The sequence below is a fragment of the Escherichia sp. E4702 genome, assembly GCF_963883545.1.
GTDB lineage: Bacteria > Pseudomonadota > Gammaproteobacteria > Enterobacterales > Enterobacteriaceae > Escherichia.
Genome location: NZ_CAWORF010000017.1, coordinates 355,866 through 371,354 on the forward strand (window position 1 = coordinate 355,866; position 15,489 = coordinate 371,354).

The 15,489-nt window shown below is 50.9% G+C and carries 11 protein-coding genes and 2 pseudogenes; 6 read left to right on the top strand and 7 right to left on the bottom strand.

Going from position 1 to position 15,489, the window contains the following annotated elements; translation table 11 throughout:
• Positions 1–53 precede the first annotated feature (53 nt).
• Positions 54–431, top strand: coding sequence for a DUF1878 family protein (locus tag AACU94_RS11120; RefSeq protein WP_130215847.1), 378 nt, complete (start codon positions 54–56; stop codon positions 429–431).
• Positions 432–640: 209 nt separating this feature from the next.
• Positions 641–1,501 carry a hypothetical protein gene (locus tag AACU94_RS11125; RefSeq protein ID WP_135489434.1) on the top strand — a complete coding sequence of 287 codons (861 nt, stop codon included), beginning with the start codon at positions 641–643 and terminating at the stop codon, positions 1,499–1,501.
• 113 nt (positions 1,502–1,614) lie between these two features.
• Here AACU94_RS11125 and phoH read toward each other — a convergent pair whose 3' ends face one another.
• The 6 genes and pseudogenes from phoH to AACU94_RS11155 form a co-directional block, all read right to left on the bottom strand.
• Positions 1,615–2,403 (bottom strand): phosphate starvation-inducible protein PhoH, encoded by a 789-nt coding sequence (gene phoH, locus AACU94_RS11130; RefSeq protein ID WP_167850467.1) that lies wholly within the window; start codon positions 2,401–2,403, stop codon positions 1,615–1,617.
• A gap of 537 nt (positions 2,404–2,940) precedes the next feature.
• A complete protein-coding gene (efeB, locus tag AACU94_RS11135; protein WP_135489435.1) occupies positions 2,941–4,212 on the bottom strand; it encodes an iron uptake transporter deferrochelatase/peroxidase subunit in 1,272 nt (423 codons plus the stop codon).
• A gap of 5 nt (positions 4,213–4,217) precedes the next feature.
• Positions 4,218–5,345, bottom strand: coding sequence for an iron uptake system protein EfeO (gene efeO / locus AACU94_RS11140; protein WP_135489436.1), 1,128 nt, complete (start codon positions 5,343–5,345; stop codon positions 4,218–4,220).
• Between the two features lie 57 nt (positions 5,346–5,402).
• Positions 5,403–6,232, bottom strand: a pseudogene (efeU, locus tag AACU94_RS11145) (iron uptake transporter permease EfeU).
• Positions 6,233–6,450: 218 nt separating this feature from the next.
• The gene (gene putP / locus AACU94_RS11150; RefSeq protein ID WP_001018479.1) at positions 6,451–7,959 is read right to left on the bottom strand and encodes a sodium/proline symporter PutP; all 1,509 of its coding nucleotides are present in this window, start codon (positions 7,957–7,959) and stop codon (positions 6,451–6,453) included.
• Between the two features lie 157 nt (positions 7,960–8,116).
• The gene (locus AACU94_RS11155) at positions 8,117–8,323 is read right to left on the bottom strand and encodes a hypothetical protein (RefSeq protein ID WP_135381141.1); all 207 of its coding nucleotides are present in this window, start codon (positions 8,321–8,323) and stop codon (positions 8,117–8,119) included.
• A gap of 57 nt (positions 8,324–8,380) precedes the next feature.
• On the opposite strand from AACU94_RS11155, the gene putA reads away from it, so the two are divergent.
• Positions 8,381–12,343: a trifunctional transcriptional regulator/proline dehydrogenase/L-glutamate gamma-semialdehyde dehydrogenase gene (gene putA, locus AACU94_RS11160; RefSeq protein ID WP_135489437.1), complete on the top strand. Its 3,963-nt coding sequence runs from the start codon at positions 8,381–8,383 to the stop codon at positions 12,341–12,343.
• Between the two features lie 39 nt (positions 12,344–12,382).
• Here the strand turns inward: putA and rutR are convergent, their stop codons facing one another.
• Entirely contained in the window at positions 12,383–13,021 is a 639-nt protein-coding gene (gene rutR / locus AACU94_RS11165; RefSeq protein ID WP_000191701.1) for an HTH-type transcriptional regulator RutR, read from the bottom strand.
• Positions 13,022–13,308: 287 nt separating this feature from the next.
• Here rutR and rutA point away from each other — a divergent pair.
• The 3 genes and pseudogenes from rutA to rutC all read left to right on the top strand — a co-directional run bounded on the left by rutA (position 13,309) and on the right by rutC (position 15,489).
• A pseudogene (rutA, locus tag AACU94_RS11170) lies at positions 13,309–14,399 on the top strand (pyrimidine utilization protein A).
• Positions 14,399–15,091, top strand: a complete 693-nt coding sequence (rutB, locus tag AACU94_RS11175; RefSeq protein ID WP_032255822.1) for a peroxyureidoacrylate/ureidoacrylate amidohydrolase RutB — start codon at positions 14,399–14,401, stop codon at positions 15,089–15,091. Before rutA ends, rutB begins: the two are co-directional and overlap by 1 nt.
• A gap of 11 nt (positions 15,092–15,102) precedes the next feature.
• Positions 15,103–15,489, top strand: coding sequence for a 3-aminoacrylate deaminase (gene rutC / locus AACU94_RS11180; protein WP_001126780.1), 387 nt, complete (start codon positions 15,103–15,105; stop codon positions 15,487–15,489).

Below are 15,489 nucleotides of genomic sequence, written 5' to 3' on the forward strand. Positions count from 1 at the left end.
CAAGATGTCATATCTGCGATGAATTCTACAAATTCTAAAATGGAGGATAAAGCATGAACTTAACTGAAATTTCAAAAGAAATTGAAAAATTGAAATACCATATAAGTATCCTTGGTGACATAATCGATTACCATAATCATCCTGTGGAGTCATTAACTATTTCAATGGATTGGAATGAAAGAAACATTAATCGTACACATGATATATTTGAAAAATACGATGAAAAATTAAGCAACAATGAAAAATTAAAATGGTATGAATTTGAAAACGACTTAAAAGATGAACTCGATATTGAATACCAAATGGTAAAACAAGTTATTCTTGCTTTTTACAAAAACCATCAGTGGACAGATGTTTGTTATCAATATGCGCTGAGTTTTGGCCCCAACATACCTGCTGAGTTTTACCAAATTATTCGCCACAATAACTGATTGTTTGTCTGGTAGTAGGCTAAATCTATTACCAGATAAATGCATTTGTTCATAATCATTTATTTATCCACTAATCTATCGCACAAACTGATATGGAATTGATTCGGGCGATGAGGCAGTAAATTATATACGATATTAATAATAATTTTGCGCATGTATTAATATCAATCAGTATAGTTTTCATAGTAAATCAATTTAAGGATAGAACCATGTATAATACAAAGCGGATTGCCTGGTGTGCATATAAAAAAGGGTATCATACAGGGGAGAGTATAAAATGGTTTTCATATTTCCACTCAATTCTTACTGGAGCCTGCTTTACCTTTTTTATTGGGCTTTTTAGTGTACCCCCTGTTAACATCTCCAATAGTTTTCCGCTGTGGTGGGCTACGTTAGGGTTCGCAATATCAACATTACTGAACACAGGCTTCTCATTATTTTACATATTCGCAAGTGGCGAAAGGGAATTCATTTTTGAACTACACTCATATAGTAAAGTCGGTAACTTATTGATTATTATTTCATTAGCACTACCAGTAATTTCATTTATCATGTTACTTTTTTATTACTCCACACATATTGGCGTAATTATTTTATTTGTCACCGCCATCATTTTATTGATAATAAAAAGAATGTTTTCAGAGATAAAATCAACGAAGGATAAAATAGAAAAGAAAAAGTTATGGTCAATTGAAAACGAAAAGTTTGATGATTATGATACAATATGTGAACATTATGACTTTCCAATTTTCACACCAGAAGAACAAACCCAGAGAAATATTGAGTTTTATTTCCTTATCAAAATAAATAAAATTATTAAAAATTTTCAAGACAGCAACCCTCAAATCGACAACATGGATAATATTGATTTTTTCAATAACGAATTACTCAGCATTATTCATGAAATGTATAACAGCAGAAATTTCCACCCGGGAATTTTATCAAAAAAAACAAAGGAATTGATTTTATTAACCATGACCGACAACAATGAATTGAACAAGGAAAAAATCGCAGAAGAGCTGACAAAACTGAATGAATATATTGAGAACAGACTTTATTATTTAAAATAGCTATCCTGCATTGCAACTAAACCGGCTGTAGGTAGTTTCAGATAAATTTGCACTCCGGGCATACACAGCAAAAACAAAGCCCGGTTAGCCCGGGCTCTGCGCTTGTAATACGCTTAACTATAGGCATGTAGCGTACGTTGGCAAAGTGCCGAACGTACGCAATCATTTTTGCCGAACCGGACGATCCCGACCATTTCATCTTCTTCGAAACGTTCCAGCGCGTCACTTAATCCGGAGCGCACGCCGCGAGGCAGATCGCATTGCGTGATATCACCATTGACGATAACCGTTACGTTTTCCCCGAGGCGGGTTAAAAACATTTTCATTTGCGCGGCAGTCACATTCTGCGCCTCGTCAAGAATGACAACTGCATTTTCAAAGGTACGTCCACGCATATAGGCGAACGGCGCGATTTCCACCTTCCCTATTTCCGGTCGCAGGCAATACTGCATAAAGGAAGCCCCCAGGCGCCGGACCAGCACGTCATAGACCGGACGAAAATAGGGAGCAAACTTTTCTGCGATATCCCCAGGTAAGAAGCCAAGATCTTCATCGGCTTGCAAAACTGGACGGGTGACGATGATCCTGTCGACATCCTTATGTATCAGGGCCTCTGCCGCTTTTGCCGCACTGATCCAGGTTTTACCGCACCCGGCTTCGCCCGTAGCGAATATCAGCTGCTTACTCTCAATAGCCTTCAGATAGTGCAATTGCGCTTCATTTCGCGCCACGATTGGCGAAGTATCGCGACTGTCGCGGGCCATACCAATGGCTTCTACGCCGCTCATCTGCACAAGCGAGGTGACCGATTCTTCTTCACGCTGTTTATGGCTGCGTGAATCCCGTCTCAGCACACGTTTCGCTTCGCGACGAGCTTTGATCACTGCTTTTTGTCTTCCCATGGAGAGCACCTTGAGTTGTTTGTATTCATCACACGCGCCGTTGGCAGCGCGATTATGCGCACGAACATCAGAGGGTTGGCTTCCTTGTAAGCCATAGTTTGCTTTTGGAAATAACACCGAAAACGGCTACGCGCACCATTTACGGCGTCGGTAACACGAGAAAAGGGAGGAAGTGAGTAAAAATACAGAGTGACGAAGTTGCTACCGGAGGAGAAATCTCCGCGTTTGGTCGAGCGTTGATTGTCAAAAACATGTCCAGTACAGGACGTTACCATCCGCGATCTCCATAGTGACTGACTATCACTGCCGGGAACTACCGCTGTTACTTAATAAGTACAACAGTTTTCGCATTCATTGCAACAATATATTTACTTATATTTAACCATAAAACACCATTTCAGTGACATTAGTTTCTACTGGAAAGATGACAGAGTAATGACAGTGATGAAAAAAGCTGTGTGCTTTCAGCAGGATTCGCATCAGGCATCTGCGCACGAACGCCGGATGCGGCGTAAACGCCTTATCCGCCTAAAAACATTAAACCTGCAATAGCGCCCTTCCCAGGTAATCATTCGCATTCTTCACCCCCGGTAGCGCAAAAAAATAACCGCCGCCGATAGGTTTAACGTATTCCTCCAGCGCTTCGCCATTGAGCCTTTTTTGTACTGTCAGGAAGCCCTTTTCCAGATCGTGTTGGTAGCAGACAAACAATAACCCCATATCCAGTTGCCCGGAGTTGGTGACGCCCAACGAATAACTGTAGCCACGACGCAGCATCAGGCTGGATTCACTCTCCGCCGTGCGGGGATTCGCCAGACGAATATGGCTGTCCAGCGCAATCACCTTCCCTTCCGGATCGCTGGCGTAATCCGGCACATCGTGCTCATGCTTCATCCCCAGCGGCGCACCGGTTTGCTTATCACGGCCAAAAATCGTCTGCTGTTCTTTCAGCGGCGTTCTGTCCCAAAATTCCACTCGAAACTGAATCAAGCGTACTGCCTGATAGCTGCCACCGATTGTCCACGCAGGCTCCTGCTGATCTGCCGTCACCCACACCACTTGTTGCATCAACTTATCATTCTGGCTATCGGGATTGGCGGTGCCGTCTTTAAAACCCAGCAAATTTATCGGCGTCTCTTTGCCTTTACTACGCGCTGCGTGATCGGAAATAAACCCTTCCCGCTTCCAGCGCGCACTGAGCAAATCCGGCGTGTGTTTGATGATATCGCGCAGCGCATGGATCACCGTATCCTGGGTGTTGGCGCAAATTTGTAGCAACACATCACCATGACATAACGCCGCATCCAGCGAGTCGTTGGGGAAACGCGTCATCTTCTGCAACTTTTTCGGCATCTGCGGCGCAAGCCCAAAGCGCTCATCAAACAATGAGTGGCCCACCGATAACGTGATGGTGAGATTATCGGGCACAATGTAGTCGCCAAGAATGCCGGAATCGAGTGGTGGCAGGCGCGGATTTGGCGTTTCTGGTGCTGCTCCGCCCTGAGTCAGAAAAGCAAAACGCTGAGTCAACAAGCGAAACAACCGCTCAAGATCGGCTTTATCGCTGGCAAGCACATCAAACGCCACCAGCATCATTGCGGCCTGTTGTGGCGTCAGGATCCCTGCCTGATGCTCACCATAAAACGGCTGTTTCTCATTGCGTGCATCCGGTGAAAGCGTACCCGGCGCACTTTGCGTTTTTTGTGCATGAGCGACCGGACAACTTCCCGCCAGCGCCAGTGCACCAATCCCTTTCAGTAAACGTCGGCGTGACGGTTCATTCACACCGTTTTCATCTTCATACTGCATAACGCTTAGTCCAGCCCCAGCACACCGCGAAGTTGCGCCAGATCTTCCGCCAGCGCAGTAATCGGCCCTTTCAGTGCATTCCGGTCGGCATCGGTCAGTTTGTCGTAGGTTTCAAAACCGTCTTTGGTACGGTATTTCGCCAGAATGGTATCGACCTTTTTGAAGTTAGCATCGACTTTTGCCAGCAGCTCCGGGTTGGCTTTTTGTAGTTGTGGACGCAGCAGATCGACTATTTTCTGCGAGCCTTCAACGTTAGCCTGGAAATCCCACAGATCGGTGTGGCTGTAGCGATCTTCTTCACCGCTGATTTTGCTGGCTGCCACTTCCTCAATCAGTCCGGCTGCGCCGCCGACCACTTTTGAAGGTGGGAAAGCCAGTTCACTGATGCGTTTTTGCAAATCGACCACATCGGTATAAAGCTGGTCAGTGTACTGATCCATTCCTTTGGTGGTGTTGTCGCCAAACAATGCTTTTTCCAGACGGTGGAAACCAGTGAATTTCGGATCGGCGGCTTTTTGCTCGTAATCATCTTCACGGGCGTCAATGCTGCCATCCAGATCGGAGAACAGTTCAGCAATCGGTTCGATGCGCTCATAGTGCTGGCGCGTTGGCGCATACAGTGCTTTCGCTTTTTCGATATCGCCTGCTTTAATAGCGTCGGTAAAGGCTTTAGTGTCGGTCACCAGCTGCGTGGTTTCCGTCATGACATACGCTTTATATGCAGTAATTGCACCACCAAGACTTAACAGCGCATCACTTTGCGCCGCATCCGCCGTTGCCTCACCTTTGACGATTAACTTCCCTTTCGGGTTAGTCAGCAGGCCGCAGGTCATATCGTATTCGCCAGGCTGTAAATTCGCCGTCATTTTCTGGCTAAAGCCAGGGGCGATATTTTCCCGCTCTTCCACCACCATCACGCCTTTAAGGATCTCCCACTCCAGCGCCTTCTGACTGTGGTTCTGAATGATAAATTGCGTTTTCCCGGCGTTAACCGTAATGGACATCGGTTCGCACTGCTTGTCTGTCACGGTCACTTTGACCTGCGGCACATCAGCGGCGTTAGCCATAAAAGCAGAAGAAAACAGCGCAGCCACGCTCAACTGCAATGCGTTACGGCGGAAGTTAATGGTCATGACGAGACTATCCCTTTAAAGTATGTTGTAACTAAGCAAGAGTTTGCGTCGTATTTGCTACGCAGAACGAGACGCTGTCGCCCCTGCGCGTGGTGGCAGGGCAAATGCCACCAGCGCCGGGATGAGATAAATAAACCAGACGGCGACTTCGCTGACGCTCGGTGCTTCCTGATAGCCAAAAATCCCTTCCATCAGTGTGCCAAACAGCGAGTGAGTTGAGAGCACCGCGCTCATATCGAAGGCGATTTCCTGAAAGTGGTTCCACAATCCGGCTTCATGAAATGCGCGAATGGCACCAGCTGCCAGCCCTGCGGCGACGAAGAGAATAAACAGACTGGTCCATTTAAAAAATGCACCAAGATTGAGGCGAATACCGCCCCAGTAGAGCAGGAAGCCGAGCACCACGGCTGTAGCAAGACCGAGCATTGCACCCAGCGGCGGCCAGATCCCGACATCTTGTTGAAATGCCGCCAGCAGGAAAAAGACCGACTCCAGCCCTTCCCTTGCAACGGCAAAAAAACCATCATCACCAGCGCCCAGCCATGATGATTTCCACGCTGCAATGCGCTATCGACTGCCTGTTCCAGTTGCACTTTGACGTTGCGCGACACTTTACGCATCCAGAAAACCATCCAGGTAAGGATCACCACGGCGATCACCGCCACGATACCTTCAAACAGTTCCTGTTCTTTTTGCGGGAATTCGCCGGTGGTTTCATTAATGAAGATACCCAAGCCCAGGCACAACGCAGCGGCAAGCAATACGCCAATCCACATCACACCAATCCACCGGCCTCGCTGGGTACGCTTAAGATAGCTGGCAATCAAACTGACAATCAGCGCGGCTTCAAGTCCTTCGCGCAACATAATGAGAAACGGAACAAACATGCCACCACCCTTAAACGTTTTTCTGAGTCAATCTATGCAAAGAAAAGTAAATCGCAGTGATAGCGATTATCATTACGGCGAGGAAAAACACAAGCAGAATGTAGTAATAGTGATGAGAAAATGTAAAATTTTTTTGAGAGAAAACACAGAGGGCAATCACCGATTGCCCTCTGCTTGCTTCCCATTATAACGTGGGATTTTCGTTAAAACGCCTTCCCTTAGCTTTCCTGCAACCGTGACGGCGGCGCTGAATGATAGTGCGCATCTGCTTCAGCAAAGCGTTTTTGCATCGCCGCTGACGGCGCTTTACCCAGCAAACTGAACACCACAATCCCGATACTGCCGAAGATAAAGCCCGGAATAATTTCGTACAGACCCAGCCAGCCGAACTGCTTCCAGACGATAACCGTCAGCGCACCGATGATCATCCCCGCCAGCGCACCGTTGCGCGTCATGCGTGACCACATCACCGAGAACAGCACCACCGGACCAAACGCCGCGCCAAAGCCTGCCCACGCGTAGCTCACTAAGCCCAGCACGCGGTTTTCCGGGTTTGCCGCCAGCGCAATCGCCACCAGCGCCACTACCAGCACCATCACACGCCCTACCCACACCAGTTCTTTCTGGCTGGCATGTTTACGCAGAAACGCTTTATACAAATCTTCAGTAATCGCACTGGAACATACCAGCAACTGGCAGCTTAAGGTTGACATCACCGCCGCCAGAATCGCCGACAGCAGAATCCCGGCAATCCACGGGTTAAACAGAATTTGCGCCAGTTCGATAAACACACGCTCGGCGTTCTGATTTACCGCACCAGCCAACGCCGGATGATCGTTAAAGTAAGCAATCCCAAAGAAGCCAACAGCCACCGCCCCTGCCAGGCAGAGGATCATCCAGGTCATACTGATACGACGCGCATGGACAATACTATGGTGAGAATCCGCCGCCATAAAACGCGCCAGAATGTGCGGCTGACCGAAGTAACCCAGCCCCCAGCCCATCAGCGAGATAATGGCAACAAAGTTCAGCCCTTTGAGCATATCCACGTTTTCGATGCTCTTTTGTTTGATCACTTCCAGCGAGTCGCCAAAGCCACCGACACTGATAATGACGATAACCGGCGTCAGGATCAGGGCAAAAATCATCAGGCTGGCCTGTACAGTGTCAGTCCAGCTCACCGCGAGGAAACCGCCAATAAAGGTGTAAAGGATCGTCGCCGCAGCTCCTGCCCACAGAGCCGTTTCGTAGCTCATGCCGAAGGTGCTTTCAAACAGACGCGCGCCTGCCACAATGCCCGAAGCGCAATAAATGGTGAAGAACAGCAAAATAACCAGCGCGGAGATAATGCGCAAAATGCGGCTTTTATCTTCAAAGCGCCCGGTGAAATAATCCGGCAGAGTTAAGGCGTTATTATTGTATTCGGTATGAACACGCAACCGCCCGGCCACCAGCTTCCAGTTAATCCACGCGCCTAATGTCAGGCCAATGGCGATCCAGCTTTCGGAAATCCCGGAAAGAAAAACCGCGCCCGGCAACCCCATTAACAGCCAGCCGCTCATATCCGACGCACCCGCCGATAATGCCGTCACGAATGGCCCAAGGCTACGACCGCCCAGAATATAATCGTCAAAGTTTTTCGTTGATCGCCAGGCGATAAACCCAATCAATATCATGCCAAAGATATAGACACAAAATGTCACCAACATCGGTGTGCTAATAGCCATCTAAAGTCTCCAAAAATTATTATCGGCAATGTCGAAACTTGCCGTTATATCTGCCACCGGAACGGGGTAACAGAGTTTATGTTTTACCAGGGCGACCGTATCCTGCCGGAAGTGCTGGTTATTCACAATCGATTTAACACATCATTTACATCAAATTTTATTGCCCAGCGATACTATTTTTCATCAGGTTGCACTTCCTCACATTTTTTACGGTTGCACCTTTCAAAAATGTTAACTGCCGCAGAGAAAAAGTCTGCGTTACTTTTTTAATCCCTGTCATATCGATTTCTTTTATTAACATTTCATTCATTTTTAAGCTTGCTACGTAAGTCACATTTAACGCGGTTGCACAAAGTTGCAACATAATAGATATTTCACGATAACGTTAAGTTGCACTTTTCAGAACAACAGGAGTAATGGCATGGGAACCACCACCATGGGGGTTAAGCTGGACGACGCGACGCGTGAGCGTATTAAGTCAGCCGCGACACGTATCGATCGCACACCGCACTGGTTAATTAAGCAGGCGATTTTTTCTTATCTCGAACAACTGGAAAACAGCGATACCTTGCCGGAGCTGCCTGCACTGCTTTCTGGCGCGGCCAATGAGAGCGATGAAGTACCAACTCCGGCAGAGGAACCACACCAGCCATTCCTCGACTTTGCCGAGCAAATTTTGCCCCAGTCGGTTTCCCGCGCCGCTATCACCGCCGCGTATCGCCGCCCGGAAACTGAAGCGATTTCTATGCTACTGGAACAAGCTCGCCTGCCGCAGCCGATTGCCGAACAGGCGCACAAACTGGCGTATCAACTGGCCGATAAACTGCGTAATCAAAAAAACGCCAGTGGTCGCGCAGGTATGGTCCAGGGGTTATTGCAGGAGTTTTCGCTGTCATCGCAGGAAGGCGTGGCGCTGATGTGTCTGGCAGAAGCGTTGTTGCGTATTCCCGACAAAGCCACCCGTGATGCGTTAATTCGCGACAAAATCAGCAACGGTAACTGGCAATCACACATTGGTCGTAGCCCGTCCCTGTTTGTTAATGCCGCCACCTGGGGGCTGCTGTTTACCGGCAAACTGGTTTCCACCCATAACGAAGCCAGCCTCTCCCGCTCGCTGAACCGCATTATCGGTAAGAGCGGTGAACCGCTGATCCGCAAAGGTGTGGATATGGCGATGCGCCTGATGGGCGAGCAGTTCGTCACGGGTGAGACCATCGCGGAAGCGTTAGCCAATGCCCGCAAGCTGGAAGAAAAAGGTTTCCGTTACTCTTACGATATGCTGGGCGAAGCCGCACTGACTGCCGCAGATGCACAAGCGTATATGGTTTCCTATCAGCAGGCGATTCACGCCATTGGTAAAGCGTCTAACGGTCGTGGCATCTATGAAGGGCCGGGCATTTCAATCAAACTGTCGGCGCTGCATCCGCGTTACAGCCGCGCCCAGTATGACCGGGTAATGGAAGAGCTTTACCCGCGTCTGAAATCACTCACCCTGCTGGCGCGTCAGTACGATATTGGTATCAACATTGACGCCGAAGAGGCCGATCGTCTGGAGATCTCCCTCGATCTGCTGGAAAAACTCTGTTTCGAGCCGGAACTGGCAGGCTGGAACGGCATCGGTTTTGTTATTCAGGCTTATCAAAAACGCTGCCCGCTGGTGATTGATTACCTGATTGATCTCGCGACCCGCAGCCGTCGCCGTCTGATGATTCGCCTGGTGAAAGGCGCGTACTGGGATAGCGAAATCAAGCGTGCGCAGATGGACGGCCTTGAAGGTTATCCGGTTTATACCCGCAAGGTGTATACCGACGTTTCATATCTCGCCTGTGCGAAAAAGCTGCTGGCGGTGCCGAATCTAATCTACCCGCAGTTCGCGACGCACAACGCCCATACGCTGGCAGCGATTTATCAACTGGCAGGTCAAAACTACTATCCGGGTCAGTACGAGTTCCAGTGCCTGCATGGTATGGGCGAGCCACTGTATGAGCAGGTCACCGGGAAAGTTGCCGACGGCAAACTTAACCGTCCGTGTCGTATTTATGCCCCGGTTGGCACACATGAAACGCTGTTGGCGTATCTGGTGCGTCGCCTGCTGGAAAACGGTGCTAACACCTCGTTTGTTAATCGTATTGCCGACACCTCTTTGCCACTGGATGAACTGGTCGCCGATCCGGTCACTGCTGTAGAAAAACTGGCGCAACAGGAAGGGCAAACGGGATTACCACATCCGAAAATTCCCCTGCCGCGCGATCTTTACGGTCAGGGGCGCGACAACTCGGCAGGGCTGGATCTCGCCAATGAACACCGACTGGCCTCGCTCTCTTCTGCCCTGCTCAACAGTGCACTGCAAAAATGGCAGGCCTTGCCAATGCTGGGACAACCGGTAGCGGCAGGTGAGATGTCGCCCGTTATTAACCCTGCGGAACCGAAAGATATTGTGGGCTATGTGCGTGAAGCCACGCCGCGTGAAGTAGAACAGGCGCTGGAAAGTGCGGTTAATAACGCGCCAATCTGGTTTGCCACTCCTCCGGCTGAACGCGCGGCGATTTTGCATCGCGCTGCCGTGCTAATGGAAAGCCAGATGCAGCAACTGATTGGTATTCTGGTGCGTGAAGCCGGAAAAACCTTCAGTAACGCCATTGCCGAAGTGCGCGAAGCGGTCGATTTTCTCCACTACTACGCCGGACAGGTGCGGGATGATTTCGCTAACGAAACCCACCGTCCATTAGGGCCTGTGGTGTGTATCAGTCCGTGGAACTTCCCGCTGGCTATTTTCACCGGGCAGATCGCTGCCGCACTGGCGGCAGGTAACAGCGTGCTGGCAAAACCGGCAGAACAAACGCCACTGATTGCCGCGCAAGGGATCGCCATTTTGCTGGAAGCGGGTGTACCGCCAGGCGTGGTGCAATTGCTGCCAGGTCGGGGTGAAACCGTGGGCGCGCAACTGACGGGTGATGATCGCGTGCGCGGGGTGATGTTTACCGGTTCAACCGAAGTCGCTACGTTACTGCAACGCAACATCGCCAGCCGCCTGGATGCTCAGGGTCGCCCGATTCCGCTCATCGCTGAAACCGGCGGCATGAACGCGATGATTGTCGATTCTTCAGCACTGACCGAACAAGTCGTAATAGATGTGCTGGCCTCGGCGTTCGACAGTGCGGGTCAGCGTTGTTCGGCACTGCGCGTGCTGTGTCTGCAAGATGAGATTGCCGACCACACGTTGAAAATGCTGCGCGGCGCAATGGCCGAATGCCGGATGGGTAATCCGGGTCGCCTGACCACCGATATCGGTCCGGTGATTGATAGCGAAGCGAAAGCCAATATTGAGCGCCATATTCAGACCATGCGTAGCAAAGGCCGTCCGGTGTTCCAGGCGGTGCGGGAAAACAGTGAAGATGCCCGTGAATGGCAAAGCGGCACCTTTGTCGCCCCGACGCTGATCGAACTGGATGACTTTGCCGAATTGCAAAAAGAGGTCTTTGGTCCGGTGCTACATGTGGTGCGTTACAACCGTAACCAGCTGCCGGAGCTGATCGAGCAGATTAACGCTTCCGGTTATGGTCTGACGCTTGGCGTCCATACACGTATTGATGAAACCATCGCCCAGGTCACTGGCTCGGCCCATGTTGGTAACCTGTATGTTAACCGTAATATGGTGGGTGCAGTGGTTGGTGTGCAGCCGTTCGGCGGCGAAGGGTTGTCCGGTACCGGGCCGAAAGCAGGCGGTCCGCTCTATCTCTACCGTCTGCTGGCGAATCGCCCGGAAAGTGCGCTGGCGGTGACGCTCGCGCGTCAGGATGCAGAGTATCCGGTCGATGCGCAGTTGAAAGCCGCATTGACTCAGCCGCTAAATGCACTGCGGGAATGGGCAGCAAATCGTCCAGAATTGCAGGCGTTATGTACGCAATATGGCGAGCTGGCGCAGGCAGGAACACAACGATTGCTACCAGGGCCGACGGGTGAACGTAACACCTGGACGCTGCTGCCGCGTGAGCGCGTGTTGTGTATTGCGGATGATGAGCAGGATGCGATGACTCAGCTCGCCGCCGTGCTGGCGGTAGGCAGCCAGGTGCTGTGGGCGGATGACGCGCTGCATCGTCAGTTAGTGAAGGCATTGCCATCGGCAGTCAGCGAACGTATTCAACTGGCGAAAGCGGAAAATATAACCGCTCAACCGTTTGATGCGGTGATCTTCCACGGTGATTCGGATCAGCTTCGCGCATTGTGTGAAGCGGTTGCCGCACGGGATGGCGCAATTGTTTCGGTTCAGGGTTTTGCCCGTGGCGAAAGCAATATCCTGCTGGAACGGCTGTATATCGAACGTTCGCTGAGTGTGAATACCGCTGCCGCTGGCGGTAACGCCAGTTTAATGACGATCGGTTAAACAGGTAGCCGGAGGATGTTACAACCTCCTCCGGCATCTTTAACGTGGTCGAATCCCCTCAATAATAATCCGCTGCACGTTTTCAACCGTTTGATTGAAAAACACCTCATCGCGCAACGTCGCGCCTGTCACCGCCTCCACCTGAGGGGCAAAATCGGCGTAATGTTGAGTGGAAGCCCAAATCATAAAAATCAAATGCTGCGGATCAATCGGCGCGAGTTTGCCGCTTTTGACCCAACCGGCAATCAGCGCCGATTTTTCATCAATTAATGCCTTCAAATCGCCCGTCAGTTCATCCATTAACAACGGCGCGCCTGCCAGCATCTCCATACAGAACAGGCGCGAAGCCTGCGGATAATCGCGGGAGACTTCCAGCTTCAGACGGATGTACTCTTTGATCGCCGCCAGCGGGGCGAAATCTTCACGAAACGCTTTTAACGGTGCCAGCCAGATATCGAGAATTTGCCGCAGCACGGCAATATACAGCGCCTCTTTTGACGGGAAGTAATACAGCAGATTGGTTTTTGAAACACCCGCCAACTCTGCAATTTGCTCCAGCCGTGTGCCGTGAAAACCGAATTGCGAAAAAGTGTCCAGTGCCGCGCTAAGAATCGCTTTTTTCTTCGCGCTTACTGCGCGCGAACGTTTACCCGTTGTTTTCACTGCGCCTTGCGTCATGCGCTCTCCCCTCTTGTAGATTGGCAACAGGATAGCAAAACCCCCGCCCGGCCTCGACCTTCTGCACTCTCATCGCGCACGAACGCATGTTTTATGTGCAACTGTTTTGACCGTTTAGTCCACTTTTTACCAGTCATTTTCAACAACCAAACATTAACGCATTAATAACATTGAACTTTTAAAAACTGGCATCCGCTTTGCAAACAAGCCAATACGCGGCTGAAAAGGATATGCAGGATGCAGCGCCCCGTCTGACTTTCACTTTACGAGACGAAGAGAGGTTGATGATGAAAATTGGCGTATTCGTACCTATTGGCAACAACGGCTGGCTCATTTCGACCCACGCGCCGCAGTACATGCCGACCTTTGAACTGAATAAAGCATCGTGCAAAAAGCGGAGCACTACCATTTCGATTTCGCCCTGTCGATGATCAAACTGCGTGGCTTTGGCGGCAAAACTGAGTTCTGGGATCACAACCTTGAGTCGTTCACCTTGATGGCGGGGTTGGCGGCCGTGACCTCGCGCATTCAGATTTACGCCACTGCTGCCACCTTAACGTTACCTCCGGCAATCGTCGCCCGTATGGCCGCAACCATTGACTCCATCTCTGGCGGGCGTTTTGGCGTCAACCTCGTGACTGGCTGGCAAAAGCCCGAGTATGAGCAGATGGGTATCTGGCCTGGCGATGACTATTTCTCCCGTCGTTACGACTATCTCACCGAATATGTTCAGGTGCTGCGCGACCTGTGGGGCACGGGGAAAAGCGATTTTAAAGGCGATTTTTTCACCATGAATGATTGTCGCGTCAGTCCGCAACCGAGTGTCCCCATGAAAGTGATCTGCGCCGGGCAAAGCGACGCTGGCATGGCGTTCTCCGCTCAGTATGCCGATTTCAACTTCTGTTTCGGCAAAGGCGTAAATACCCCTACGGCTTTCGCCCCGACCGCTGCGCGGATGAAACAGGCCGCAGAGCAAACCGGGCGCGACGTTGGCTCTTATGTGTTGTTTATGGTGATTGCCGACGAAACCGACGATGCCGCTCGCGCCAAATGGGAACACTACAAAGCGGGCGCGGATGAAGAGGCGTTAAGCTGGCTAACCGAACAAAGTCAGAAAGATACCCGCTCCGGTACTGACACCAACGTCCGTCAGATGGCCGATCCCACTTCGGCGGTAAACATCAATATGGGGACGTTAGTCGGTTCTTACGCCAGTGTCGCGCGCATGTTAGATGAAGTCGCAAGCGTGCCTGGTGCCGAAGGCGTGCTGTTGACCTTCGATGATTTTCTGTCGGGAATCGAAACCTTCGGCGAGCGCATTCAACCACTGATGCAGTGCCGCGCCCATCTCCCTGCGCTGACTCAGGAGGTGGCATGATGACAACCTTAACCGCTCGACCGGAAGCCATTACCTTCGATCCGCAGCAAAGTGCGCTGATCGTGGTGGATATGCAAAACGCTTATGCCACGCCAGGCGGCTACTTAGATCTCGCCGGGTTTGATGTCTCAACCACTCGCCCGGTCATTGCCAACATTCAAACCGCCGTGACCGCAGCGCGAGCGGCAGGGATGTTGATCATCTGGTTTCAAAATGGCTGGGATGAACAGTATGTCGAGGCTGGCGGCCCCGGCTCACCGAATTTTCATAAATCGAACGCCCTGAAAACCATGCGTAAGCAGCCGCAGCTGCAGGGGAAATTGCTGGCGAAAGGCTCCTGGGATTATCAACTGGTGGATGAACTGGTGCCGCAGCCTGGCGATATTGTGCTGCCGAAGCCGCGCTACAGCGGTTTCTTCAATACGCCGCTGGACAGCATTTTGCGCAGCCGCGGAATACGCCATCTGGTTTTCACCGGTATCGCTACCAACGTCTGCGTCGAATCGACGCTACGCGACGGCTTTTTTCTGGAGTATTTCGGCGTGGTGCTGGAAGACGCAACTCACCAGGCGGGGCCGGAATTTGCGCAGAAAGCTGCGTTGTTCAATATCGAAACCTTTTTTGGCTGGGTCAGCGACGTCGAAACGTTCTGCGACGCGCTTTCGCCCACGTCTCTTGCCCGTATTGCCTGAGGAACTTACTTATGCCGAAATCCGTAATTATTCCCGCTGGCAGCAGCGCACCGCTGGCCCCCTTCGTTCCCGGCACGCTGGCTGATGGCGTGGTGTATGTCTCCGGTACGCTGGCTTTTGATCAACATAATAACGTGCTGTTTGCCGATGACCCAAAGGCGCAAACCCGCCACGTTCTGGAAACCATCCGCAAGGTTATCGAAACTGCGGGCGGCACGATGGCGGACGTGACCTTCAACAGCATCTTTATTACCGACTGGAAAAATTACGCCGCGATTAACGAAATCTACGCCGAGTTTTTTCCGGGTGATAAACCGGCGCGATTCTGCATTCAGTGCGGACTGGTAAAACCTGACGCGCTGGTGGAAATCGCCACAATTGCGCATATCGCCAAGTGA

Bases quoted from the DNA above. Each gene is read 5' to 3' on its own strand.
- AACU94_RS11120 (WP_130215847.1), top strand. From the start codon at position 54: ATGAACTTAACTGAAATTTCAAAAGAAATTGAAAAATTGAAATACCAT.
- AACU94_RS11125 (WP_135489434.1), top strand. From the start codon at position 641: ATGTATAATACAAAGCGGATTGCCTGGTGTGCATATAAAAAAGGGTAT.
- phoH (WP_167850467.1), bottom strand. From the start codon at position 2,403: ATGGGAAGACAAAAAGCAGTGATCAAAGCTCGTCGCGAAGCGAAACGT.
- efeB (WP_135489435.1), bottom strand. From the start codon at position 4,212: ATGCAGTATGAAGATGAAAACGGTGTGAATGAACCGTCACGCCGACGT.
- efeO (WP_135489436.1), bottom strand. From the start codon at position 5,345: ATGACCATTAACTTCCGCCGTAACGCATTGCAGTTGAGCGTGGCTGCG.
- putP (WP_001018479.1), bottom strand. From the start codon at position 7,959: ATGGCTATTAGCACACCGATGTTGGTGACATTTTGTGTCTATATCTTT.
- AACU94_RS11155 (WP_135381141.1), bottom strand. From the start codon at position 8,323: ATGTTGCAACTTTGTGCAACCGCGTTAAATGTGACTTACGTAGCAAGC.
- putA (WP_135489437.1), top strand. From the start codon at position 8,381: ATGGGAACCACCACCATGGGGGTTAAGCTGGACGACGCGACGCGTGAG.
- rutR (WP_000191701.1), bottom strand. From the start codon at position 13,021: ATGACGCAAGGCGCAGTGAAAACAACGGGTAAACGTTCGCGCGCAGTA.
- rutB (WP_032255822.1), top strand. From the start codon at position 14,399: ATGACAACCTTAACCGCTCGACCGGAAGCCATTACCTTCGATCCGCAG.
- rutC (WP_001126780.1), top strand. From the start codon at position 15,103: ATGCCGAAATCCGTAATTATTCCCGCTGGCAGCAGCGCACCGCTGGCC.